General features: G+C 59.7%; 24 protein-coding genes and 2 pseudogenes. 6 read left to right on the forward strand and 20 right to left on the reverse strand.

Going from position 1 to position 24,553, the window contains the following annotated elements:
- Positions 1-72: 72 nt before the first annotated feature.
- The 10 genes and pseudogenes from ACAX43_RS07780 to ACAX43_RS07825 all read right to left on the reverse strand — a co-directional run.
- Positions 73-1,506, reverse strand: a complete 1,434-nt coding sequence (locus tag ACAX43_RS07780) for an HlyD family type I secretion periplasmic adaptor subunit (RefSeq protein WP_370707833.1) — start codon at positions 1,504-1,506, stop codon at positions 73-75.
- Positions 1,506-3,632, reverse strand: coding sequence for a type I secretion system permease/ATPase (locus ACAX43_RS07785; RefSeq protein WP_370707834.1), 2,127 nt, complete (start codon positions 3,630-3,632; stop codon positions 1,506-1,508). The genes ACAX43_RS07780 and ACAX43_RS07785 overlap by 1 nt, the downstream gene beginning before the upstream one ends.
- A gap of 98 nt (positions 3,633-3,730) precedes the next feature.
- Positions 3,731-5,641 carry a hypothetical protein gene (locus ACAX43_RS07790; RefSeq protein ID WP_370707835.1) on the reverse strand — a complete coding sequence of 637 codons (1,911 nt, stop codon included), beginning with the start codon at positions 5,639-5,641 and terminating at the stop codon, positions 3,731-3,733.
- A gap of 2 nt (positions 5,642-5,643) precedes the next feature.
- A complete protein-coding gene (locus ACAX43_RS07795; protein WP_370707836.1) occupies positions 5,644-6,219 on the reverse strand; it encodes a hypothetical protein in 576 nt (191 codons plus the stop codon).
- Positions 6,206-6,514: a hypothetical protein gene (locus ACAX43_RS07800; RefSeq protein WP_370707837.1), complete on the reverse strand. Its 309-nt coding sequence runs from the start codon at positions 6,512-6,514 to the stop codon at positions 6,206-6,208. The genes ACAX43_RS07795 and ACAX43_RS07800 overlap by 14 nt, the downstream gene beginning before the upstream one ends.
- The gene (locus tag ACAX43_RS07805; protein WP_370707838.1) at positions 6,511-6,930 is read right to left on the reverse strand and encodes a hypothetical protein; all 420 of its coding nucleotides are present in this window, start codon (positions 6,928-6,930) and stop codon (positions 6,511-6,513) included. Before ACAX43_RS07805 ends, ACAX43_RS07800 begins: the two co-directional genes overlap by 4 nt.
- A gap of 255 nt (positions 6,931-7,185) precedes the next feature.
- On the reverse strand, positions 7,186-7,446 hold the full coding sequence (locus ACAX43_RS07810) for a hypothetical protein (protein WP_370707839.1): 261 nt from the start codon (positions 7,444-7,446) through the stop codon (positions 7,186-7,188).
- An 81-nt stretch (positions 7,447-7,527) separates the two neighbouring features.
- Positions 7,528-7,710 (reverse strand): hypothetical protein, encoded by a 183-nt coding sequence (locus ACAX43_RS07815; RefSeq protein WP_370707840.1) that lies wholly within the window; start codon positions 7,708-7,710, stop codon positions 7,528-7,530.
- Positions 7,711-8,304: 594 nt separating this feature from the next.
- Positions 8,305-9,021, reverse strand: a complete 717-nt coding sequence (locus ACAX43_RS07820) for a hypothetical protein (RefSeq protein ID WP_370707841.1) — start codon at positions 9,019-9,021, stop codon at positions 8,305-8,307.
- Positions 9,022-9,243: 222 nt separating this feature from the next.
- A pseudogene (locus tag ACAX43_RS07825) lies at positions 9,244-9,482 on the reverse strand (2-keto-3-deoxygluconate permease); the annotation flags it as partial.
- On the opposite strand from ACAX43_RS07825, the pseudogene ACAX43_RS07830 reads away from it, so the two are divergent.
- Positions 9,481-9,630: pseudogene (locus ACAX43_RS07830) on the forward strand (5-dehydro-4-deoxy-D-glucuronate isomerase); the annotation flags it as partial. The pseudogenes ACAX43_RS07825 and ACAX43_RS07830 overlap by 2 nt on opposite strands.
- Positions 9,631-9,754: 124 nt before the next feature.
- Complete coding sequence (kduD, locus tag ACAX43_RS07835; RefSeq protein ID WP_370707842.1) at positions 9,755-10,525, forward strand: 2-dehydro-3-deoxy-D-gluconate 5-dehydrogenase KduD; 771 nt, start codon at positions 9,755-9,757, stop codon at positions 10,523-10,525.
- 224 nt (positions 10,526-10,749) lie between these two features.
- Here kduD and ACAX43_RS07840 read toward each other — a convergent pair whose 3' ends face one another.
- Positions 10,750-11,304, reverse strand: coding sequence for a cytochrome b (locus tag ACAX43_RS07840; RefSeq protein WP_370707843.1), 555 nt, complete (start codon positions 11,302-11,304; stop codon positions 10,750-10,752).
- 548 nt (positions 11,305-11,852) lie between these two features.
- Between ACAX43_RS07840 and ACAX43_RS07845 the strand changes: the two genes are divergently transcribed.
- The 3 genes from ACAX43_RS07845 to ACAX43_RS07855 all read left to right on the forward strand — a co-directional run bounded on the left by ACAX43_RS07845 (position 11,853) and on the right by ACAX43_RS07855 (position 12,796).
- The gene (locus tag ACAX43_RS07845) at positions 11,853-11,987 is read left to right on the forward strand and encodes a hypothetical protein (RefSeq protein WP_370707844.1); all 135 of its coding nucleotides are present in this window, start codon (positions 11,853-11,855) and stop codon (positions 11,985-11,987) included.
- 53 nt (positions 11,988-12,040) lie between these two features.
- Positions 12,041-12,469, forward strand: a complete 429-nt coding sequence (locus ACAX43_RS07850; RefSeq protein WP_370707845.1) for a hypothetical protein — start codon at positions 12,041-12,043, stop codon at positions 12,467-12,469.
- Positions 12,470-12,547: 78 nt separating this feature from the next.
- The gene (locus ACAX43_RS07855) at positions 12,548-12,796 is read left to right on the forward strand and encodes a hypothetical protein (protein WP_370708304.1); all 249 of its coding nucleotides are present in this window, start codon (positions 12,548-12,550) and stop codon (positions 12,794-12,796) included.
- Between the two features lie 213 nt (positions 12,797-13,009).
- On the opposite strand, the gene ACAX43_RS07860 is transcribed toward ACAX43_RS07855, so the two are convergent.
- The 6 genes from ACAX43_RS07860 to ACAX43_RS07885 all read right to left on the reverse strand — a co-directional run bounded on the left by ACAX43_RS07860 (position 13,010) and on the right by ACAX43_RS07885 (position 21,075).
- Positions 13,010-13,258 carry a hypothetical protein gene (locus ACAX43_RS07860; RefSeq protein WP_370707846.1) on the reverse strand — a complete coding sequence of 83 codons (249 nt, stop codon included), beginning with the start codon at positions 13,256-13,258 and terminating at the stop codon, positions 13,010-13,012.
- Positions 13,259-13,479: 221 nt separating this feature from the next.
- Positions 13,480-14,655 (reverse strand): 4-hydroxybenzoate 3-monooxygenase, encoded by a 1,176-nt coding sequence (locus ACAX43_RS07865; RefSeq protein WP_370707847.1) that lies wholly within the window; start codon positions 14,653-14,655, stop codon positions 13,480-13,482.
- A gap of 149 nt (positions 14,656-14,804) precedes the next feature.
- Entirely contained in the window at positions 14,805-16,376 is a 1,572-nt protein-coding gene (gene ilvA, locus ACAX43_RS07870) for a threonine ammonia-lyase, biosynthetic (RefSeq protein ID WP_370707848.1), read from the reverse strand.
- Positions 16,377-16,629: 253 nt separating this feature from the next.
- The gene (locus ACAX43_RS07875; RefSeq protein ID WP_370707849.1) at positions 16,630-17,895 is read right to left on the reverse strand and encodes a virulence factor family protein; all 1,266 of its coding nucleotides are present in this window, start codon (positions 17,893-17,895) and stop codon (positions 16,630-16,632) included.
- Positions 17,892-20,444, reverse strand: a complete 2,553-nt coding sequence (mprF, locus tag ACAX43_RS07880) for a bifunctional lysylphosphatidylglycerol flippase/synthetase MprF (RefSeq protein WP_370708305.1) — start codon at positions 20,442-20,444, stop codon at positions 17,892-17,894. Before mprF ends, ACAX43_RS07875 begins: the two co-directional genes overlap by 4 nt.
- Before the next feature lie 490 nt (positions 20,445-20,934).
- Positions 20,935-21,075: a hypothetical protein gene (locus ACAX43_RS07885; RefSeq protein ID WP_370707850.1), complete on the reverse strand. Its 141-nt coding sequence runs from the start codon at positions 21,073-21,075 to the stop codon at positions 20,935-20,937.
- Between the two features lie 232 nt (positions 21,076-21,307).
- Here ACAX43_RS07885 and ACAX43_RS07890 point away from each other — a divergent pair, with 232 nt between their 5' ends.
- On the forward strand, positions 21,308-22,705 hold the full coding sequence (locus ACAX43_RS07890; RefSeq protein WP_370707851.1) for an MFS transporter: 1,398 nt from the start codon (positions 21,308-21,310) through the stop codon (positions 22,703-22,705).
- A gap of 10 nt (positions 22,706-22,715) precedes the next feature.
- Here the strand turns inward: ACAX43_RS07890 and ACAX43_RS07895 are convergent, their stop codons facing one another.
- The 3 genes from ACAX43_RS07895 to ACAX43_RS07905 all read right to left on the reverse strand — a co-directional run bounded on the left by ACAX43_RS07895 (position 22,716) and on the right by ACAX43_RS07905 (position 24,551).
- Complete coding sequence (locus tag ACAX43_RS07895; RefSeq protein WP_370707852.1) at positions 22,716-23,213, reverse strand: DUF421 domain-containing protein; 498 nt, start codon at positions 23,211-23,213, stop codon at positions 22,716-22,718.
- Between the two features lie 82 nt (positions 23,214-23,295).
- On the reverse strand, positions 23,296-23,949 hold the full coding sequence (locus ACAX43_RS07900; protein WP_370707853.1) for a glycosyltransferase family 2 protein: 654 nt from the start codon (positions 23,947-23,949) through the stop codon (positions 23,296-23,298).
- Positions 23,946-24,551: a class I SAM-dependent methyltransferase gene (locus ACAX43_RS07905; RefSeq protein WP_370707854.1), complete on the reverse strand. Its 606-nt coding sequence runs from the start codon at positions 24,549-24,551 to the stop codon at positions 23,946-23,948. Before ACAX43_RS07905 ends, ACAX43_RS07900 begins: the two co-directional genes overlap by 4 nt.
- Positions 24,552-24,553 lie beyond the last annotated feature (2 nt).

A 24,553-nucleotide genomic window follows, 5' to 3' on the forward strand; every position in this document is an offset into this window, starting at 1 on the left:
ATCGCACCGGACACGGAACCCGGAAGCCAACGCGGCCGCAGTCGCATTCGAAAGGGTTTGCCAACCCGGAGATCAACGCTCACGCAAGCTCTCCCCGACAGTCTCCACTAGCGGATCGAGAAAATAACTTGCGACACTACGTCGGCCGGTTCTGATTTCGGCTGTCACTTCCATGCCGGGCGTCAGATTGATCGACTTGTTGTTGACTCGTATCTGGTTGGTGGGCAGGCTTACCCTCGTCGTAAAGGTCAACTGCTGCTTTCTGTCTTTCAATGGCGCAGCATTGTTCGAGACGGAAATCACTTTGCCTGTCAGATAGCCGTAGCGGGTGTACGGGAAAGCGTCGATCTTGACGATCGCGTCCTGCCCGACATTGACGAAACCCACATCCTTGTTCTCGACGTTGGCTTCGACCTCCACCGCGTCGTCCGGTACCACTTCCATCAGCGCCTGCGCCGTGGTCACGACTCCGCCAAGCGTGTGTACCGACAACTGCTGGACCGTACCGGCGACGGGCGCGTAGAGCGTCAGCAACCCTTGACGCGTCGTCGCCTTGGTCTCGTCGTCGCTGTTCTGCGCGATTTGCCCGGTCGACTTATTTAGTGCGTCAAGTTGTTCGCGCGAGAACTGGGAGGTTGTCTGTTCAATCGTCGCACGTTGTTCGGCTATGCCCGCAGTGAGTTCGCGTGCACGGCTTTGCTGGGCAGCGAGTTCGTGCTCCTGTTCGAGGGCGGTCTGCTCCTTGCCAAGATAGTCGTGTTGCGCCACGTACTTATCACGTGCAAGTGTCTTGTAGTCGTTGGCTTCACTACGTGCAAGCGGCACGGTTGCGCGCAACTTTGCCACTTGCTGCTGGATGGTTGCCAACTCGGCTTCGCGCTTCAGAAGCGCCGCCCGGGATACGGTGAGCCTATCGGCGTATTCCCGATACAGTCCTTCAGCGAAGCGTTGCGCTTCTTCCTGCTGCGTTTGCGAAGCGCCCTCCACCGTCGCGAGTGCCGGGACTTGCCCCGTTTTGAGCGTGCCTAAAAGCGCACGCGCACGTGCAGCCGATAGCGCGGAGTCGATCCGTGCGGAGCGCGCCTTGTGTGCATCGGCAGCGGCTTGGGTCGCGTCGAGAACCAATAGCGCCTGTCCTTGCGTGACACGCTCACCGTCACGAATCAGAATCTGTCGCACGACCCCTGTGATAGCCGGTTGAACGGTTTTCACGCGTGCGGCCGGGATCAGTTTGCCTTTGGCGGTTGCGACGATATCAAGCTTACCGAATATAACAATCAGCAAAATCAGGGCACTAAGTGCAACGATGACCCGCATCGTCCACCGTGGCGCAGGGTGCGACGGGGTCTCGACCAGTTCGAGATTCGCGGGCAGGAACTGCAGTTCCTGTGCCGTGCGCTCCGGCGTATCGAGTTGATCTCGGATCGCCCAAACTGAACGGAAAGTCGCGCCGTAGCGCCTGCATAGATCAGCAATGGCGCGCAACGTCAGGAAATGTGGGGGCATCAGGTGTTTTGCAAAGAGACAAGGTGCGCGTAATAGCCGTTCTTCTCCAGCAACTCGTCGTGGCTGCCGCGCTCGACAATCTGGCCTTTGTCCATCGCGATGATCTGGTGGGCATGACGCACCGCGCTCAATCGATGCGCAATGATGATGACCGTGCGGCCCTGACACATCGCACGCATGTTGTTCTGGATCACCCGTTCGGTCTCGAAGTCGAGCGCGCTGGTGGCTTCGTCAAAAATCAGGATGCGTGGGTTGGTCACGAGCGCGCGTGCGATGGCAACGCGCTGACGCTGTCCGCCGGATAACGTGGAACCGTGTTCTCCTACAACCGTGTCGTACCCCTCGGGTAGCTCCGAGATGAAGTCGTGCGCGCCAGCGAGCCTGGCAGCATGGATCACCACGTCAAGCGACGCGCCCTGATCTGTCACGGCGATGTTCTCGCGAATCGAGCGATTGAAAAGCAGGTTCTCCTGCAGCACCACACCAATCTGTCGCCGCAGCCACGCCGGATCGGCCAGCGCGAGATCGATTCCGTCGATACGCACGCGTCCACTTCCGGGCGTGTAGAGGCGCTGCATGAGTTTGGTTAGCGTACTTTTCCCCGATCCCGACCGGCCGACGATGCCGACGATTTCTCCCGGCAGAATCGTCAGGCTGACCCCATTGAGCGCCGGCGGACTGTCCACGCGGTAGCGGAAGCGCACGTCCTCGAAGCTGACTTTTCCTTTCACCGCAGGCAGCGCCTGGCGGCTTGGCGGCAGTTCCGTGCGCGTATTAAGAATATCGCCCAAACGCTGCATCGAGATTCCGACCTGCTGAAAATCCTGCCAAAGCTGGGCCAGCCTCAGTACGGGTGCACTGACGCGTTGCGACATCATGTTGAACGCGATCAGTTGGCCAACGGTCAGCTTGCTGTCAATCACGAGCTTGGCACCGAAGAACAGTGTCGCCAGCGTGACCAGTTTGCCCACCAGTTGAATGAGCTGTTGCCCGACGTTCCCTAACGCGTTGACCCGGAAACTCGCCGTGACATAGGCGGCGAGCTGATTATCCCAGCGGCGGGTGAACTGCGGCTCGATCGCCATTGCCTTGACCGTCGGCACCCCGGACACGGCTTCGACCAGAAACGACTGGTTGTCGGCTCCACGCGCGAATTTTTGATTGAGCCGCTCCCGTAGCAGAGGATTCAGTGTCATGGAAATAGCGGCATAGACGGGGAGCGAGATCGCGACAATCAGCGTCAGCCAGACGCTGTAGATGCACATCACGCCGAGGAAGATCACCGAAAAGATCAAGTCGATGAATGCCGTCAACGCCTGGCCCGTGAGAAAGCTGCGGATGCTTTCAAGTTCCCGCACGCGTGCGACGGTGTCACCTACTCGCCTCGCTTCGAAATACGCAAGAGGCAATGCCAGCAGATGACGGAAGAGCCGCGCGCCAAGTTCGACATCGATCCGATTGGTAGTGTGTGAGAAGACGTAATTTCGTACGCCCGTAAGCAGCACTTCGAATACAGAGCTGACGAGCAACGCCACGCAAACCACGTTAAGCGTGCTGTAAGCCCGGTTGACGAGTACTTTGTCCATCACCACCTGGAACATCAGCGGCGAGACTAGCCCGAACACCTGCAAGACCATCGAGACGAGCAGCACTTCAAGAAGAAGTCGCCGATATTTGACGACGGCGGGAATAAACCACGAGAAGTCGAAACGGGCCAGGTTGCTTGCGAGCGATGCACGGGAGGTGAACAGCAGCATGCGACCATTGGAGCGGTCGATCACTTCATTGAGCGGTTGTGCGCGCGGCGCTTGCATGCCGGGTTCCAGGACAAGCGCGGTCGTTCCGTCCGAACCGGCAAGAATGAAATGCCGGCCCGTCCGGTCCAGTGCGAGCGCAGGGAATGGTGTTTTGCCCAGTCGTTCCGGCACAAGTGCCACGGCGCTGGCCTTCAGTCCAATTTCTCGCGCAGAAAGGACGAGTTGCGCTTCGGAAAACGCGCATCCTTCGAGGGCCGCCGCATGCCTTAGCTGCGAAGCATCGGTGGCGATGCCGTGAAAGCGTGCGATGACGACGAGTGCGGCCAGGCCGGCGTCTTCCAGCTGTGCCGGTTGTTCTTCAAATCCCATCGTTTTAACTGGAGAGCGTGTTGATTGATGTGCGCACCTATGCGCGGCCCCCCGTATGGCTGCGGGAAGCGGTTGCGCACGATCGGTTCGTCAAGTAGTTAGTGCGTGGAAGCGGCCAGTAAAAGCTGCCCGTTTTCAGGCGGCATGGTGGCGAGACTCATTGATGCCGACGGCTCCGGGGCGTAAGCGGCCATCGCCTCGATCAGTTGTGCCGCCTGATGGTCGGCTGAGGTGTAGGCGTTGGCGTTGATGCTCTCATTCGACGACGGGTCATAACTGTTCGCGATCATCGGCTGCGTCGCGGACGACATGGTGTCACTCATGGCGTGGCTGCTATTGAACAGGGACAGTGTTAGCGAACCGGGGCTGCGATAGACGATGGTCTCTGAACCGTCGGCGTGGACCTCGTTGATACCGGTACACCCGTGTGTCAGCGGATCCATGAAAAGCCTGCGCCCCGAACCGTCCGCGTTGAAATTGAATGTCTCGATCTGTCGCCCGTCCGAATTGAACGTGTAGGTGCTGCCCGAACCGTCCGCATTCGCGAACGTCATTTCTGTCTCCCGTCCGGTCACCGGATCGTAGAGCGTGTCGACATGGAAGCCGTCCGGACTGGTGATCACAAACGCGATCATCACATTTGCAGCGTTGTACGTGCGCCGGTACGTCGTGTCGTCGCCGTCGTACTTCACGATCAGGTCCTGCGAGCCGTCGGCCTTGATCGTGATGGTGTTCGTCGCGCCCGCGTTGACGGTCGCGCCGCCGCAGTCTCCGTTCGGGTCGCCCGATACCGTGACGATGCCATCGGAAATACTGATCTTCTCACCCGAGATCTCATTGCAGACGACGTTGCCGGATGCGGAACCAAGGTTGACCGTCGTGCCTTCGGCTGCGTGGATCGTATTGCCCGCACCCTCGATGCTGGCGCGGTTTCCGGGAGCCAGCGAGACCATGTTGTTGTCGCCCAGCACGGTAACCTGATTGTCGGTTCCCACCACGTAGACGAATTGATACTCGCCGCCGCCTGACGGATTGCTCATGGGCGCAACCGTGTAGGCTCCCGACGAACCGGTGATGTACACCTCTGTAACCAGATTGCCCTCTGAGTCTGTGAAGTGCGTGGTGTAGCAGCCGTCCTGGTAGATGTTGAGCGTGAGGGATTTGCTCGCGTCGGTTTCCGGAACGGCCTTGTTCGTGTCAGTCTCGGGAATGGTCCAGACGCTTTTCCCCGCGCTTACTGACGGATCCTTCAACGGTCCGTCATCAGATACGGTCCCAACAAGATAGGTCACGCCAGATGCGAAGGTGTAAAGCGTGCTGCCGTCGCCTTGCTGAGCCACGCGCGACGGAATCTCCACCTTGTATCCGGCGATCCAGCCTGAATTGTCTACCTGCGGCACCATCATGCCGCCGGATAGCGTTAACTGCATGGTGTTCGACAGAGTGCTTGTGAATACAGCCTGATCTGAAGCGGAGAGCTGGCCGTAATATGACTGAACGACGCCTTGCAGTTCTTGCAGCACGTTTGAAATCGAATACTTGGAATCTTGAGTTGCCCAGCCGATCACCGTCATGCCGGCCGCAAGAAAGCCCAATGCGATTGCGACTTCAGGCGCAACGGCAGCAGCAGCACCGATGCCGAGGCCCGCTGCCACAATTGGCGCCAAGTTGGTAACTGGCACATTTGCTGGACCTCTTTGGCGCGCTACTTCAATCGCCGTGAGGGTAGCCGCCGCGAGTCCTATCCAACCCGCCTTCTTCGCGGCAGAGCCCAGCAATTTTCCCGCCTCGGCTGAATCCGACGCAAACTGCTGCAACATCTGACCGGTGCTGGCGCTTATGCCAGCAAGGTCTGCAGCCGCAGTAAATCGGCCAAGCAGTTGGAGCGTTGGGTCAGTTTCAGCGCGAGCTTGTTCCGCCGCGTTGGCGGCATCGGCTGAACTAACTGTACCGCCAATTAGGAAATTAACGAGCGATGCAATGCCTTGCCCAGTGGTAATCGTTGACATATTTAATCTTGAAGTGCTTTTTTCTTGATTTTAATGACGTTAAAGGCAGATAAAATCCAAAAAAATCCGGCGATAAGGTACATATAAAAAATCGTCCCGAGCGGATCTCTGGCACTCATCAGCGCCACACGCTGGCTATCTTTGCCCAGCAAAACCTTACCATCGATGGTCGTTACCTGAGTTGGCCAGAACCGACCCACGCCATCTCGCAGGAAGAAGCCTTCCGCGTAGACCTCCTGATTGCCAGGATTGGCTTTGTTAAATTCAAAAATCGAGTCATAACCTATGTAATCCTGAAGCCGATAAGCTCGTCCATTTTCAGCTTTAAAATCGATAAATGGATACTTTTTGAGCCCGTGTTGATCACTGCCAAAAACAAATACACCACGCTCCTTTAAAACAGATGCGTCTGGAGGTATAACACCCTGATAAGGCATGGAATGCACGAAGGCAAGAAATGGCGATATTATGGTAAAAATTATAGCTCCACTCAAAATAGACTGCTTCCATTTATATTCCGGCCCAATCATTTCGGCCGGCCCCCGCAGCAAGATCAAGAAAGCTTTAAACAAGGTCATATTGGAAATGTCCCGTGCGTGAGCCGAACGCGGACGTTGCTGCCACGGCTATACCTAACAGTTCGGCGGCCTCCTCCGACGTTGGCGAAAACCGCTGCAAGGTATGCCGCATTCCTCCCGCGACCACGCCGAGCAGATCATTCGCAGCTCCAGCCGTAGCGATGACTTTTTTTGACGTAGCTTGCTCGGCGACCGCCTGCTGGGCAGAATTGGCCGCATCGGCCACGCTGACGGACGAGCCGGTAATAAAAGCGACGACATCGCCGATGGCTTCAATAAAGCTTTGTGGTTTCATTTAATTATCTCTGGAAATTTTTTTCTGAGCTTGATTGCATTTGAAAGAGAAATAAGCCATAAGGGAATGGTTGATCCATATTCCAGCAACAATAGTTCACCAAATGGCCGGCGCTGGTTGTTTAGGATTCGACTCGACTCCATCCGGCTAAGCAATACATGTCCGTCTGACGTGATAATCAATGTAGGCCAAAAAAGCCCGCGACCATCCTGAAGCAGGAAGCCTTCCACCTGGAGATTAAATTCTGAGTTAAATTTTCTGATTTTTTCGGCACTTATGGCATTATCTATAACGTAAAAAATTTTCCCATCATTGGTTTTAAAGTTTATGTTGTATTTTCTAGTAATTCCACGTGAATTATAATTTCCGATCGTAAAATTTCCGACACCTCGAATAAGGAGGGCTTCGGGAGGCACTGCTCCTGCATAAAATTGACTTCGCCAAAAATTAAGAAGCGGAAATATGACTACTAGACCTATAGCCAAGTTCAGGACGCCGCGCTTCCAATGGTGGCCTTCCCCTATCTGGTAGTCCGATCCACTTCTCAATATCGAGAATGCTTTGAGCAAACTTATATTTGACATATGTTGTATTTCGACGGGCCAGTGGAGCTAGGTAGATGATTGGTGAATAAAGAGGTGGCGCGGCATATGCCGGCATATGTTGATGACTTAATTTTGATCTTTGGCGAAACGAGCCGATGTCGCATCCTTTTTGTAAGTAGAAGCAAACTGCTGCTGCATTTGGACGGAACTGGCTATTGTGCCTGTGAGACTTGCGCCACCGCTAGTGCCATTGAGTAGAGCCGCATTAGTGTCATTTTCTGTTATAGCTTGTCCGGCGGACTTGGCCGCGTCTCCTGAACTTACCGTGCCGTTAATGAGACAATTGATGAGGCTAGCCACCCCCTGCCGAATCGTAATTGCGCTCATTTATTTAATTCCCGTGATTTTCTGATGAGTTTAAATGCGTCAATTGAAGAAAAAAAATCCAGAACAGTCCATCAAAAAAATTTACATGTAGAAAAGATTCCATCCAAACGGATTTCTACTAACAGCCAGTTCTTTTGCAACCGCATCCTTATCCAGGAGTATTTTTCCATCAAGCGTGCTGGCCTGCGTTACCCAAAATCTACCCTTGCCATTCCCAGGGATGAAGCCTTCGACATTAATCGTTGGGGTGGTTTCATTTACCATCAATTGTCGCAATGGAATAAGTTGTTCAAAATTTTGCAACCGGTGTGTGCGACCTTCATTGGTTTTGAAGCCTCCGAAAATTTTTTCGTCCCGTATTGTTCATGGAGGTAAGCGAGTGTCCCTTCCCTTTTATTAGTGGGACCTGTGGTGGAGTTGCCCCCTGGTAAGGCAGCGCCAGTAGGATCATAACGAATGGCGTTGCAACGGCCCCAACGCGTGCCATGTTGGCGCACAGTTGCTTGGTTTGGAACATTTTTGCATCCCTATCCGCCTCACCCCTTAATTACATTGAAAACGCCTTTATAAAACCGATGCAGGACATGAATTTTCTCTGTGATTCGTGCTGATGCCGGAATTATTATTTTGAACCCTTAGTCATTCTTGAGATAGTAAACTTTTTTGTCGGAACTTCTCTACGTTGCGATAATTTTCCGCCCAGTCAAGCTAATATTCAATTAAAAATAATAATACAAAAATAGAAGCGATGCTGTCATTTTTTGTAAAACACCTTCCCACTAAAAATTCTTAATTCGATCGGCTGACTCATCAGATTAATCTGAATATACAAGCTTGAAATTAAGAATCCGAGAGATGTCATGCTCGCTTGAGCGCATTCCCGGCTGCATTGGGGCGTACAGTCGCCATCGCCTCGATCAGTTGTGCAGCCTGATGGTCGGCTGAGGTGTAGGCGTTGGCGTTGATGCTCTCATTCGACGACGGGTCATAACTGTTCGCGATCATCGGCTGCGTCGCGGACGACATGGTGTCACTCATGGCGTGGCTGCTATTGAACAGGGACAGTGTTAGCGAACCGGGGCTGCGATAGACGATGGTCTCTGAACCGTCGGCGTGGACCTCGTTGATACCGGTACACCCGTGTGTCAGCGGATCCATGAAAAGCCTGCGCCCCGAACCGTCCGCGTTGAAATTGAATGTCTCGATCTGTCGCCCGTCCGAATTGAACGTGTAGGTGCTGCCCGAACCGTCCGCATTCGCGAACGTCATTTCTGTCTCCCGTCCGGTCACCGGATCGTAGAGCGTGTCGACATGGAAGCCGTCCGGACTGGTGATCACAAACGCGGTCATCACATTTGCAGCGTTGTACGTGCGCCGGTACGTCGTGTCGTCGCCGTCGTACTTCACGATCAGGTCCTGCGAGCCGTCGGCCTTGATCGCGATGGTGTTCGTCGCACCCGCGTTGACGGTTGCGCCGCCGCAGTCTCCGTTCGGGTCGCCCGATACTGTGATGATGTTGTCGGAAATACTGATCTTCTCACCCGTGATCTCATTCCACACGACGTTGCCGGACAATTTTTAGCGTCGGGTGAGCCACCAGTTGGATGTGGCTACATTACGGGGAAGCATCGCAACTGAACCCGATGATCGACAATACGTTTTAAGCAGATGCAAGATGGCGCAAGCAGGCGAACCTTTTGCAACCGAGCGGCCCTCTTCGATGATGTCCGGAGCGCCAGCCGAATAGCGGCTCAACCACGCACGCCCCCATTGAACATGCGCGTCCCGCTCACCGAGCGGTGATGACGTCGTCGCCCCCGCCGTCGACGCCGCCGCCAGCCCCGCAGCCCCATTACCGCCCGCGATCCAGCGATCCGCGAGGATCAGCGGAATACCCGTCACGACAATCACCCCAAGACCCAGCGCGATGCCCGGCAAACGCTCGTGACGATCACGTTCAAGTCGATACCGTTGCCGAGCGCAAAACCGAAGAACGGAATCGGCGGATGCACGCAGCGGCCGAAGAACTCGCGCATCAACAGCGAACACGCGAAGACGCTGAATACCGCAGGGCTGGGCAAGCAGTTTCTCGTCGAACAGGTGTTCGAGCGCGACGCGCTTCGGTTCACCTACAATTACATCGATCGCATCATCGTCGGCGACGTGGGGCCGGCGACGCGCGCGTACACGTTCATCTGGGGGATGGTCGGCGAAAACCAGGTGTTCAGCGGCAGGAATCGCATCGCGATTGGCGATCTGCGTTGACGTACAGCATGCGCGCCGCGCAACACATCACAGGCACCAAAAAATGCGCTTACGCACAGTGAATACCTTTGATCTGACCGGCAAAGTCGCCATCGTCACCGGCAGCAATACGGGCCTCGGCGCAGGCATGGCGGTCGCGCTCGCTACCGCCGGTTGCAACATCGTCGGCGTGAGCCGCGCCGACGCAGGCGACACACCCACGCGCGTCGAAGCGGCCGGTCGCCGTTTCGTCGACGTGCGAGCCGATCTGGCGTCGATTGCGCCGGTCGGCGACATCGTGGGCACGGCTGTCGAAGCATTCGGCCGCGTCGACGTGCTCGTGAACAACGCGGGCATCATCCGCCGCGAGGACGCGCTCGACTTCAGCGAAGACGACTGGGACGCGACGATGAACGTCAACCTGAAAAGCGTCTTCTTTCTTTCTCAGGCCGTCGCCCGGCAATTCGTGAAGCAGCAAAGCGGCGGCAAGATCATTAATATCGCGTCTATGCTGTCGTTCCAGGGCGGTATACGCGTGGCGTCCTACACGGCGTCGAAAAGCGGCGTGCTGGGTCTCACGCGGCTTCTCGCGAACGAATGGGCCGGGCATGGCATCAATGTGAACGCGATCGCGCCCGGCTACATGGCAACCGCGAATACGGCGGCGCTGCGCGACGACTCGCGGCGCAACGACGAGATTCTCGGCCGCATCCCGGCAGGTCGCTGGGGCACGCCGGAGGATCTCGCGGGGTCCGTTGTGTTCCTTGCGTCGTCCGCGTCAGACTACGTGCACGGCCATACGCTTGCGGTGGACGGAGGATGGCTTTCGCGCTAGCTCGCAAGGGGCAAACAGCGCAGGGACGAGGCCGCGCACGCGCAAGACGCGGACAGCGCGGACGATCGAGGCGGCATGGGCAACGACAAGTGCGAATCGGCGTGGTCAGTCGGCCGGGTCTTCGCGATTCTCGGCGCGATCGGCAACAGCGCCACCACCCGGCGCTCTGTCGCCGGTTGAAAGCAGAGGACAAGCGGACAACAAACTGGCATGCGCACTACCGCTCAAGGCAGCATCCGCTGCAAGACCTGATCCTTGAGCACGAAACGATGAAAGAGCGCCGCCGCGACATGCAATACGATCAGCGCGAACAACACCCAGGCCAGATAGCCGTGGATGTCGCCCATTTCGTGACCGAGTGACGAGCCGACCGACGAAATGGCCGGATAAGGCAGCAGGCCGAGCAGCTTGACGGACCACCCGCGCGAAGACGCATTGGCCCACCCCAACACCGGCACAGCCAGCAGCGCGAGATAGAGAGCACCATGCGTGACGCGCGAAACGACGCTGAGCAGCGGTGAAAGCGATGCGGGCGCCGGTGGATGCGTGAGACGCCAGACGATTCTCACTACAATCGCAGCGATCAGCGTTGCACCGACACCGAGATGCCATGCGATCAGACCGTCGGGCCGCGTGCCCTTATGAATGTCCGGCATGGTCCAACCGATCACGAACTGCGCGACGATCAATAAGACCACCAGCCAGTGAAGAAACTTGGCTACGCCGTCATAGCCGGCCGCGTAACGTGAAAGAGTGACTTCGTCGGATCGCATCATCATGAGAGTTCGTTAGTAGGCGTTCAGCCGTCGATTGAAGGCGACATCTTTACGCCGACGTACAGGAATTACGGGCATACTGCGTGCATACGCCAAACATGCTACGGACCAATCCTTAAGAAAAGCTGATGTCACGCGGGCGGTCGGTTTACCGCATGTCACATGGCAGCGCTTCGGCAGCGCAGTGAACGCGCGATTACCGGTCTATCACACCCGCTCGCACTGCGAGTCTGCAACTGAATGTATCCGTCAGGCATAGTCATAACGAGCCGACGTGTCCTGCACATTTCAGTTGTTCATACCCATGCGATTCAACCCGCCCGAAGACACGGGACGCGCAACGGTCCGACGTTTTTCAGTGTGTGCTCAACAGGTTGCCCGCTAATTTCACGCCGGCGGAACAGGTCATCGCAGCGCCGCGACATCCCCTCACCTGGTGTCACACACACAGCGGATGCGCCAGGGAATCGACACGTCCTGTTACACACGAACACACCGGTAATCCAGCCGCTCAGTAGAGTTCGATCACACGTTAAAAGGAAGGCAACATCATGAAACGAATTTTCGCGCTCGTCCTACTGGCTGTCACCCTCGGAAGTGCATTGGGCGGTTGCATCCTCGTGCCCGAGGGCGGCGGTTATCACGATCATGGCCACTATCACGATCATGAACACGACCATGACTAAGCGCTGTCCGCGCAGCGTTGTCTACTCTCAATCGTAAAACCCGAGAATAAAACATGAATAATTCACGAAGCCGTCGGCTGGCTGTGGCGATCGTCGCAGGTTTGGGGATCAGTGCATCGTCCGTCGCGCTGGCGCATGTCGATGTGGGAGTGAACATCGGCATTCCGGGCGTCGTCTACGCGCCCGCGCCGGTGTATGCGCCGCCTCCGCCTGTCTACGCGCCCCAGCCGGTGATGGTGGTGAGTCCGGGCTGGTACGGCGACCGCTATTACGACGGGCACCGCTACTGGGAACGACGCGAGTGGGAAGAGCGCCATCACGACAACCGCGAATGGCATGACGCGCGCGGCTATCGCGAGGCCCCGCGAGGCGACTGGCATGATCACGGCGGCGATCACGGCGACCGGCACGGCCATGGCGATGATCACGGTGATCACGGTGATCACGGGCACGGCGATGATCATGGGCACGGCGACCACTAATGCATGGGCGACGGCGGCGTCAGTACCGACGCCGGCCCGCGCAGGCATTCGCGCCACACCATTTGCAGGAGCGACGATTTGCTACGCAGCGATCCACGGCGTGTAACGGCACAAGTCGACGGGACGCTCATCTCCGCCGAATACAGCGAACAAACTGGTCAATTGTGTTTGCGCCGGGACGGCAGCGTGCTCCGCGAATGGTTTCCACCTCATTCGTGGATCGCGATTGCGTCGGTGGCTGGCGCACGTCATTGGGGCACGCGGCCCACGGACGAGGACCTTCACGCCTTGCTTCGCAACGAGATGACACTGTTGCGCATGTCATAGCGCCTTGGTGGGCACGTGATCATGCTCGCGTGCCACCTCTGAACGTCAGGATCATCAGCAGCGTCACCGCAGTTGAAAAGGGCGCAGCCATGCTGCGGAAACAAAAAATGCCGGTCACCGGAATATGTCGGTGACCGGCATTTTTTTATTCGACTCACGAGATAGCGAATAAGCCGAACAGCGCGGAATGAGTTTGCGTACTTCGTTTTGCCCTTAACGTGCGTTATGGATCGGCGGCGAATAGGAACTGACTGCCGTCTCGCTGCCCTGACCGGCTTGCCACGTTCCATGCCCACCCGAGCCATAACCACTGGTATCAGCCTGAGCGGCGCCCTGCTGTTCGAAGACTTGCGCTTGCGTACCCTGCGCGTTTTGCGGCGCCGGCTGATTTGACTGCGCGAACGAAGCGATCGGCGCACCGAGAACAACGGCAATAACAACAGTCTTGATGAGCGATTTCATGACACCACCTCCAGAGATTGGCTGGTACGCGCTGCAGATGCGACGCGTCGTGCAGTCGATGAAGACAGTTTAGGTGTGGAACAGGCGCGGATAAATCCTCCATTCCTGAATTCACTGTTGCTTTCGGCACGACAATGGCAAATGCTCGCGCGTCAACCGAGGCGCAACGGGATTTGTCGCTTAATCAGGCACCCCGCGGGCACCGCACCCTCGCCTCCTTCTTACTGTGCTACCGCGACGCCCACGTAGTTCTCCGCCATCGCGGTAGCCGCCGCGCGTGAGGTGGTCACGTATTCGAGTTCGGCCACCTGCAGCTGCTGCTCGAATGGCGACGCGCCTTCGATGCGGTGCATCATGCTCGTCATCCAGTACGAGAAATGCTCGGCACGCCAGATGCGCTTGAGCGCGGTTTCGCTGTAGCTGTCGAGCAGATCGGTGCGATTTTCTACGTAGAACGCGTTCAGCGCGCGGGTCAACACGCGCACATCGGCAACGGCGAGATTCATGCCCTTGGCACCGGTGGGCGGCACGATATGCGCGGCGTCGCCGGCGAGAAAGAGACGGCCGTGCTGCATCGTGGCCGACACGAAACTGCGCATGCCGACAATGTTCTTCTGAAAGATTTTGCCGTCGACGATTTTCTGGCCGTCGTGTGAATCGACGCGTGCGTGCAGTTCGGCCCAGATTCGGTCGTCGGACCAGTTGTCGACCGAATCTTTAGGATCGCATTGGAAATACATGCGCTGCACGTTCTGCGAGCGCGTGCTGACCAGTGCGAAACCGCGGTCGTGCCGCGCGTAGATCAATTCTTCCGACGACGGCGGCCCCTCACACAAAATGCCGAACCAGCCGAACGGATAGACGCGCTCGAAGTCTTTGCGCAAAGCCTGCGGAATCGACGCGCGCGAGACACCTTGCGAGCCGTCACAGCCGATCACGAAGTCGCATTGCAACTCGCACGCCTCGCCTTCGTGGCGATAGCTGATCGACGGCTTATCGGTATCGATGCCGTGCAGCGACGTGTCCGACACCCCGAAACGCAGCGCCCCGCCGGCGGCCACGCGCGCGGCCACCAGATCCTTGATGACTTCGTGCTGTGCGTAAACCGTAATCGAATGACCGGTGAGTCCGGTCAGGTCGATACGGCGCCGCTTGCCTTCGAAAGCCAGTTCGAAGCCGTGGTGCAGCGCGCCTTCGGCCTTCATGCGCGCGCCGACACCGGCTTCGGTGAGCAAGTCCATCGTGCCTTGTTCGAGCACGCCGGCGCGGATGGTGGATTCGATCTGTTCGCGAGTGCGCGATTCGAGTACGACGGAGTCGATGCCGCGCAGGTGAAGCAGATGGGAAAGAAGCAGGCCCGCGGGCCCGGCACCGATGATGCCAACTTGGGTGCGCATGAGTTGTCTCCTGAATGCGGCGTTTGATTTGCACTCAGTTTGACAATCATGCGCTGTATCGCGCAACGCGATATGGTGGATATGCAGTATCCAGTTTCGAGATAACGGACGTGACGCCTGTTTTCGCGAGGCAAATAGCACGTGTGTGACTATGCGAGGAACAAGCGATAAACAGGGTTCTGCGTCTCTTCCCAGTACGGATAACCGAGCGTCGTGAGGAAGCGCTCGAATTCGCGGTTCTCGCTCTCCGGCACCTGAATGCCGACCAGAATCGAACTGTAATCCGCGCCCTGGTTGCGGTAGTGGAACAGGCTGATATTCCAGTTCGGCGCCATCGACGACAAGAACTTCATCAGCGCGCCCGGCCGTTCGGGAAACTCGAAACGGAACAGACGTTCGTCATGCGCCAAAGGCGAGCGGCCACCGACCATGTAGCGGATATGCTGCTTCGAGAGTTCATCGAACGTGAGGTCGACAGTGGCGAAACCGTGCGCTTCGAATGCGCCGGCAATCTGCGCCGATTCGCTGCGGTTACGGATCTGCACGCCGACGAAGATATGCGCTGAATTCGCGTCCGCAATCCGGTAGTTGAACTCGGTGACGCTGCGCGTGCCCACCAGTTCGCAGAAGCGGCGGAAGCTGCCGCGCTCTTCGGGGATCGTCACGGCGAACACGGCTTCGCGTGCTTCGCCGACTTCGGCGCGCTCGGCCACGAAACGCATGCGGTCGAAATTCATGTTCGCGCCGGACGTGATCGCGATCAGCGTCTGGTCCTCGAGACCTTCGCGTTCGGCATACTGCTTGGCCCCCGCCACGGCAAGCGCGCCGGCCGGCTCCAGCACGCTGCGGGTGTCCTGAAACACGTCCTTGATCGCCGCGCACAAGGCATCGGTGTTCACGAGCAGGACGTCGTCGAGATATTCGCTGCACAGGCGGAAGGTTTCTTCGCCGACCAGCTTCACCGCGGTGCCGTCCGAGAACAGGCCCACTTCATTTAACGTGACCCGTTCGCCGGCTTTTAAGGAAGCTGCCATCGCGCATGAATCGTCGGTCTGCACGCCGATCACCTTGATCTCCGGGCGCACGGATTTCACATATGCGGCAACGCCTGCCGCCAGTCCACCACCACCGATCGGCACGAAGATCGCGTGGATCGGCCCCTGGTGCTGGCTGAGAATTTCCATCGCGACCGTGCCCTGGCCGGCGATCACGTACGGATCGTCGAACGGGTGCACGAAGGTCAGGCCGCGTTCTTCCTGCAGCTTTACCGCGTGCCCGTACGCATCGCTGTATGACTCGCCGAACTGCACGACTTCGACCGTCGCCCCGCCATGCGCGCGCACCGCGTCGACCTTCACCTGCGGGGTCGTCACCGGCACCACGATGATCGCCTTCACGCCCATCCGTGCCGCGGACAGCGCCACACCCTGCGCATGATTACCCGCCGACGCGGTAATCACCCCACGTTCCAGCGCTTCGGCCGGAATATGCGCCATCTTGTTGTACGCGCCGCGCACCTTGAACGAGAACACCGGCTGATTGTCTTCACGCTTCAGATAGACAGGATTGCGCAACCGTGCCGACAGATTCGGCGCACGTTCGAGTTCGGTCTCGCGGGCCACGTCGTAGACGCGCGCGGTCAGGGTTTTCTTTAGATAGTCGTGGCGCAGCGCCACGCTGTCAGCGGCATCCGTAAACTGTTTGAGTTCGTGTAACGGCAAGGCAAGCTCCTATGCGGCAAGGACAAATCACCAGAGAGATCACCAGGAGGCAGGCAGAAAAGCGGACATAAAAAAACCCGCCTCGTGGGGCGGGTTGATGTCACTGCTATCAGACGCGCGCTAACCCACCATTCGATGAATGGTGCTAATAATCAGCGCAATACGGATGTCGAGGCAGTTCATGCGGTCGATCTTCGTTGACTTGACGGGCTTTGTCAATCCCTGCTCGCTGCATCAAGAGTCATCTGGCGTGTTAATCGCGCACGCCGCTTTGCTTTTTGAAGGCGTCGAGAATGCGCCGCTCCAGCGCGTTGTAATCGCCGCCGAAGTGATGATCCCCCGACGTGCGAATCACCTCGATGCCGGTTTTGGTCAGTGCCGGACACAAGGTGTCTTCCTCGTTTTCACCGTAGAAGCATTGCACGATCGCGGGTGGCACACGCGTCAATTCCGGTTGCACCTTCACCGCCTTGTCGCTCGCCGGCATGCCGAGCCAGCCGCCCACACGGATCTGGAAATCGGCGTCGGGCGCGAAGCCGAGTAGCGCGATCAGCGACACCTTCGCACGCAGTGCCTCGGGCAGGCGGTTATACGCGAACGGCATCACGTCGGCGCCGAACGAATAGCCGACCAGTGCAATGTGCTCCGCGTCCCAGCGCGACCCGTAGGTCTGCATGATGCGCGCGAGATCGTGACTCGTCTGCGTCGGCGACTTTTCGCTCCAGAAATAGCGCAGGCTGTCGAGGCCAATCACCGAGACGCCGTCTTTCTGCAACGCTTGGGCGATGGTCTTGTCGAGATCGCGCCAGCCACCGTCGCCGGAAATCACAATCGCCATGAGACCGTTCGGATGCGCCGCGGGCAACTCGATCAGCGGCAGGTCGGAGAGGTCGTCATCGCTCGTCGACACCGGCTGCAGATGCGGCGTGAGCAACGCGACGAGACGCGCGCGGTCGGCGTTGCCTGTCGTCGCTTTTTCGACGAAGCCCGGCACCTTGTCGCGAATCACCGTCGGGTCCGGCGGGCACGGTTGAAAGCGCCGATCGAGATCACGTTGCGCGTCTACCGAAACCGCACCCGCAATCGTATTCGACGGCGCCTGTTCGAGCACATGCATCGCGAGCGTCGCGCCCTGCCCCACACCGGCGACGATCGGCGCGAAATAGTGGCTCGATTGCGATTGCCGTTCCAGTTGATGGCTCAAGGCTTCGGCATCGCCTACCAGCTGATGGCAGGCTTCTTTTTTTGCCCTCAGATTGGCGGCATAACGCGCCGTATCCACGCCGACGGTCAACGCGCCGGCCTTGGCGAGCGCATCGGCGGTTTGCTGGTCCGCCGCGCTCCAGCCGGTGGCCGGCGAGTAAAGCACCACGAAGCCGCGCAATGGGCCGACAGGCTGCGTGACCGTCACGTTGCCATAACGGCCGCCTGACACGGTGGTGGTCGCAGCAAAGGCGGCCGCGCTGCAAACAACGAGGCTCGCCGCCACGGCGAGCTTGAAAAATGGATGCAAGGTCATGAACGCCGGCCTCCTGCCAGCAATGACAGGTCCGCGAGCGTGAAGAACACCCCCACCGAACCCGACGCCGCGAGATAGCGCGGCTCCCAATGCGGCTGGAACTTGCTTTTGAAAGCACGCAGTCCGCGGAAGTTGTAGAAGCGGCCGCCGAAGCGCCACACGATGCCGGCCAACCGATGCCAGCGCGACGCGAGCGGTGTCGGCTGCATGCCGGAGAGCGGCGCGATGCCGAGACTGAGCGAGCGGAAACCCGCCTGCTTCAGATGCAGCGCCAGTTGGGTAAACAGATATTCCATCGCATACGGCGACGCGCTTTCCACATGCCGCATCACGCCGACCGTCGCTTCGGTGTTCATATCGGTCGTCATGAAGGTCACAAAAGCGGCCGGCGCGCCGTTCTGGCGCACCAGCATCACGGATTGCGCGGCGAGGTACTCGTCGGTAAACGCGGCTACCGAGAAGCTCTTTTCGCGCGCGTCGCGGCTGTCGAGCCAGCCGTCGGAAATCCCGCGCAGCGTTTCGAGCGACGCGGGCACATCCGCCTGATCGATCACCTCGACGGCGAAGCCATCACGCTCGCCGCGCTTGAGCGCATAGCGCAGATGCGCGCGATGCGAGCCCTTCAGGTCGAAATCGTCGAGCACCACGTGGGCTTCCTCGCCGAGCTTCATCAGCGTGAGGCCGGCGTCGAGATAGAGCGGCAAGGCATTGGCACGTACCTGATAGAAGGCTGCGCGGCCGCCGTGCGCATGCGCGAGCGCGACGAACTTGCTGATCAGTCCGGCCCACTCCTCGCGCGGGCCGACCGGATCGTGAAGCGCGGCCCACGTGCGGCCATTTTTCGCGTACATCAGGAACGCTTCGCGCGACTCGGAAAAGAGGAAGCTCTTGTCGCCCATCAGCGCGAGACCGGCGTCGCTACGCTCCTGCGCGCGCACAATGCGCGCCGCGTCGTGCAGATCTTCCGGCGCGGGCTTGACGAAGCGGCCCGCCGCCGGGCGCAGCAACTGCCAGAACGAGAAAGTCGCGGCGAACACGCTCGCCGCCAGCGTCGCGCGCAAGGCGCGGGGTGCGCGTTCGTCGAAGGCGAATTGCCACCACAGGTCACGCGTATACGGCACGTCGCGAAACGCAAACAGCATGACCCACACGGCCAGCATCAGCACCATCGCCACCGAGACCAGCCAGCCCGCCGTGAAACGCTCGGCGAACAGCGACGAATGACGGTTGAAACGGCCGCGGGTGGAAAGCAGTAGCGCGATCAGCATGCTGAGCACGCCCGCCTCGACGAATGCAAGCCCCTTGGTCAGCGACAGCGCGAGGCTCAGCACCGCCAGCAGCAAGGTCATCCACCACGCGGCGTCCAGACGCCGCAGCAAACCGCGCGCGACGAACAGCAGTAACACGCCGAGCACGCTGCACAGCATCTGCGAGCTTTCGAGCACCCACAACGGCAGCACGTCGCGCAAAATCAGGATGCGCCGCCAGAACGCCGGCGTCGCGCTGGAAATCACCAGCATGCCGCCCACCGCGAAGGTGACGAGGCTCAGAAACAGCGGTGCGAGTTTCGATGCACCTGCTGCATGCCGCAGCGGCAGGCGGCTTTTCAGCGCGCGGCCTTCAAAACCGGCGAGCAGTGCCGCCGAGACGATCAGCGGCACACCGAAGTAAATCGCACGATAGGCGAGCAGCGCCGCGATCATCTGCTGGGTTTGCACGCTGCCGTTCAGCGTGAACACCATCGCTGCTTCGAACACGCCGACGCCGCCGGGCGTGTGGCCGATCATGCCGAGCAGCATCGCGGCGGCGTAGACGGTGATGAACGTGACAAAGCTGACGTCCGCATGCGGCAGGAGCGCCCACAACGCGAGGCCCGCGGCCACCACGTCGAGTGCGGCAAGGGCGACTTGCGCGAGCAGATCGCGGCGTGCCGGAATATCGAACGACAGCCACTGCCAGCGCGTGCGGATCGGCCGCGTTTCGCGGCGGCAGGCGGCGGCCGCGAGTCCGAGCACCACCAGCAGTGCCGCACCGCTCCAACGCAGCGTGACAGAAGGGAGATGCAGCATCGCCGCAAGCGGGCCGGCGATGCACACCATGCCGAGCGCCGTCATCAGCACCAGAGCGAGCGCCAGCGAAATGCTGGTAAAAACCGTCATGCGGCCGATTTGCGCAGGCGTGACGCTCGACACCCCGTAGACGCGCGCGCGCACGGCGCCCCCTGTCAACGCGCCGAAACCGGTCGCATTGCCGAGCGCGGAGCCCGCGGTCGCGCCGATCCACAACGCCACGCGCGGCACCGAGGCGCCCAGGTAGCGCAAACCGACTGCGTCGCGGCCGACCAGCGCGATATAACTGAGCGCGGTCGCGCCGAGCGCCGCGGTCCACTCGTCCGCCGTCAATTGACACAACTGGCGCGTCACCGACCGGTAGTCGACCGCTTGCGAAAGATGTTGCAAGACGACCAGCAGCAACCCGCAAATAACGAGCGCGAGCACGGGCGAGAGGAGGCCGCGTTGGCCAAGCGTCTTCGATGCACAGTTGAACATCGCGCCTAGCCGGTCGAATTTATTGTTATATCGGTGAAACATGGTCAATACGGACCTTGCGTGGAGCTGTCGCGGCGACGGGTCGTCTGCCACGGGGTCGCCTTGTTTCGGCGATTACAAACGGATAACGGCAAAGCGTGGAAAAGGTTGACAGCGTCAGGCAATTCGCAGGGTTTTAACCTAGGCCGTAAGCGAAAGGGGAATGCACTTCCGGCTTGACAGAGCAATCTGCGCCGATAAACGGTCGATATTGCCGATTAGGTTGTTTGCAGGTGTGAAGCGCTGCGCTCGACAGGAGGGAAGAGTTTAGACGCTTATCAAGCGTGTGCGAGCCGAAGATTCGACGTGACGCCGATAGCACGGCGCAACATTACGGTGGCAGGTAAAGGTCGGCACTTGATGGGAAAAGGCCGTTCTGAATCCGGGCGAGCCGCACGCTGGGACGCGGTTATCCGCGTCCTCCTTTGCCGGGCAGCCTCCGTGCCGGCGCTTACTGCGGGCGGCGGTGTGCTTCGGCGAGTACGGCGCAGTTTTGCAGATGCAGGTTCAGCGCGTGCAGCGCCAGAGCACGCAGCTTGCTCAGCCACGTGTTGTTGGGGGTGGTAGCAGTGCGGGCGGTAGCGGTGTTCATGTCGGATTCTTTTATAGGGTTTATACCTAGGCAATAACCCGATTATAGCGCGCTCATGTCGCACTGCAACAAATATCAAAAATGTCGCGGACATATTGCGTCACTTGCACATCCGCGATACGGTTAATCTTGAAAAGGGGCCGATCGGGCGCCTCGCATCCACAATCCGCACCGAACAGGTGCAATAATCACACCTTTGCCTGCGACCTTTCGTCGCAGATCGCCCGCCTCCATGCCCGTCGCCCAGAAAGCCCTGATTGCGCCTCTCATCGTCGCATGCGCGATGTTCATGGAAAGCGTCGACGCGAATGTGATCGTCACCGCCTTACCCGCCATGGCGCGCGACTTCGGGCGCGATCCGGTCACGCTGAAAATCGCGGTGACGAGCTACGTGCTGGGCCTCGGCGTGTTCATTCCGGTATGCGGCTGGTTCGCCGATCGCTTCGGCGCGCGCACGATCTTCCGCACGGCGATCGGCATCTTCGTGACCGGCTCGCTGCTCTGCGCGGCGTCGAATTCGCTGGCCACCTTCACGCTCGCGCGATTCGTGCAAGGCGTCGGGGGTGCGATGATGGTGCCGGTTGGGCGGATCATCATCTTCCGCGTGGTCCCCAAATCCGACTTCATCCGCGCGATGAATTACCTGAGCGTCCCCGCGATGCTCGGGCCGGCCGCCGGGCCGCTGCTCGGCGGCTTCATCACGACGTATCTGCACTGGCGTCTGATCTTTTTCATCAACGTGCCGATCGGCATTCTCGGCGTCTATCTGACCAACCGGTACATCGCCAACACGCGCGAACCGCATCCGGGGCCACTCGACTGGATCGGCTTTTTTCTGTCGGCGGCGGGCGCGGTGCTGCTTCTGCTCGGGCTGTCGCTGGTCGGCGGCGAACTCGTTTCGAATCGGAACGCGTTCGGCATGTGCGCGAGCGGCGCCGCTTTACTCGCGGTCTATGTCGCCTACGCGCAGCGCGTCAAATTTCCGTTGCTCGACCTGCGCCTTTTCAAGGTGCCGACGTTCCAGGCGAGCGTGCTCGGCGGCTCGCTCTTTCGCATCGGCCTCGGCGCGTTGCCGTTTCTGCTGCCGCTGATGCTGCAGGAAGGACACGGCATGAGCGCGTTCGAATCCGGCCTGATCACCTGTGCGTCCGCGTTCGGCGGCATGTTCATGCGCACGATCGCCTCGCGCGTGCTGCATCGCTTCGGTTTCCGTTCGGTGCTGGTGGTCAATGCGGCGCTGTCGGGGCTTTCGATCGCGGCGTGCGGACTGTTCTTTCCCGGCACGCCGACCTGGATCATCTGGGTCGTGGTGTTGCTCGGCGGCTTCTTTCCCGCGCTGCAGTTCACCAGTCTCAACTCGCTGACCTACGCGGAAATCCCCAGCCGCGATGTCGGGCGCGCCACGAGCCTCGGCAGCGTCGTGCAGCAGATGTCGCTCGGCCTCGGCGTGACGGTCGGCGGCATCATGCTGCAGATTTCGCGGGTGCTGAACGGGCATCCGAGCATCACATGGTCAGACTTCTGGCCTGCGTTTCTGGTGGTGGGACTGTGCTCGTTCGCTTCGATTCCCGTCACGTTGCGTATGCCGCGTGGTGCCGGCGAAGAGATCTCGCGAGGCGGTCGCGGGTGAAAGCCGCGCCTTATTCCGCCTTCTTCCGGATCACGCTCACTTCGCCGTTGCGTTCCAGAATTGCCGCGGCCACGTCGTCCATCGTGCGCGAGCCGGTTTTCTGCCGCACGCTTTCGTGAATATCGGTTCTGCTCACGAGCGCGGCATCCATTTCGTGCGCGTCGAATTTGCCGTTGCTGAACAACTCGCGTTCCACACCGCCCACGAGACGCTCCAACGCCTGCGAACGCATGCAGGCCCACGCGAGCAACCGGTGACACACGACGATCACGAGCGCCGCCCCAATGGTCGCGACAAACGGCGAGGCGCCGACGATCGCCCGGCTCAGCGTCGCGCCGAGCAGGATGACCACCACCAGGTCGAACGGCGAACGTTGCCCGAATGAGCGGCGCCCCGACACACGGATCAGCACCAACGCAATCAGAAACACCGCAATCGAGCGCATGCCCATCTGCAGCGGGTCGAGATTTTTGCCCTCGCCGAACAACAGCAAGATCACATCCATCATGCCGCCCTCCTCGCGGCGTGCCGCCGGCTTGCTCTTGTGTTGTCCGAAGCAAACGTCGAGCGGGCAGCAGGCACCGCACGCATTATCCGGCCGCCCATGCGGCGAGCGTGTCGCCAAAGCCGCCGCGTGCCCGGGCCGCCGTGCGCGCGCTCGTGATCACGCGCGGCGCCGCGCTCCACGCGATGCGGGCGCCAATGGCGATCAGCTGATCGACGAGTGCCACGTCTTCGCTGCACTTCAGCGGCGGGAAACCGCCCGCGCGCCGGTAAGCGTCGGCCGAGACGCCGAGATTGGCGCCATGAATGTGGCGGTGACCGTCGGCATCGACATAGGTCTTGCGAAAATATTCGCGCACGCTGTGCGGATGCGCGGTCCAGTCGTCGACGGCAATCGAGCCGCACACCGCGTCGGCGTCCAGCGCCAACTGCGCGACCAGCCAGCCTGGCGAGACGCGGCTGTCGGCATCGGTGAAGGCGAGCCAGCGGGCACCGCCGGCCAGCAGGAAATCCGCGCCCGTCGCACGCCCTATGCCGACATTGCGTGCCTTCAGCGTCAGTGTCTCGACGCCATAAGCGCGCGCGATCGCGCCGGAAAAATCGTTGCAGGCATCGAGCACGACGACGATCCTCACCGCCTCGCCCGCCAGATCGGCATGCCGCGATGCTTCGATCAAGGCAGCAAGACAAGGCGCCAGCAACGCCTCTTCGTTATGCGCCGGAACGATGACACCGATCATAGGAGCCCCTCGCGTTGCGCCACCGAACGTGCGTCTCGCGACCATACGTCGATCAGCAGATCGGCTTCGTCGTGGTGCGCGAGACGCGACAGGCCGCAGTGCGTATCGAATAGTGCATGCGCGGTATCGGCGGATTCGAGCGCCTCGGCGAAAGGCCGGCGCCAGTGGCAGGCGAGCAGCGTGCCGTCCGGCGTCAGCGATGCGGCAATCCGCGCGGCTAGCGTTTCGAGGTCGGCTGCATCAAGGTAATAGGCAAATTCGCTGATGACGATCAGATCGAACGGCCCTGCGTCGGTCGGCCATTCGCGCGGCACCGTGCGTTGTTCGACACGCACCTGCGGGGCGCCGGCAACGCGCTCCCGCGTGAGACGCACCGCTGTTTCGTGCAGATCGGCTGCGAGCAGCGCATCGCAACGCGCCGCCAGTTCGGACGTCAGTTCGCCGTTCGCGCAGCCCGGCTCGAATGCATTCCGATAACGCGGACGCGGCAGCAACGCGAGCGTCAGCGAACGCTTGCGGTTTTCGTACCAGCCTTCGCGCAGCTTCCAGGGGTCATCGCTGCGTTTGTAGAGTTCATCGAAATACACCACGGGCGAGGACATGT

It is taken from the genome of Paraburkholderia sp. IW21 (genome assembly GCF_041321145.1).
Taxonomy (GTDB): domain Bacteria; phylum Pseudomonadota; class Gammaproteobacteria; order Burkholderiales; family Burkholderiaceae; genus Paraburkholderia.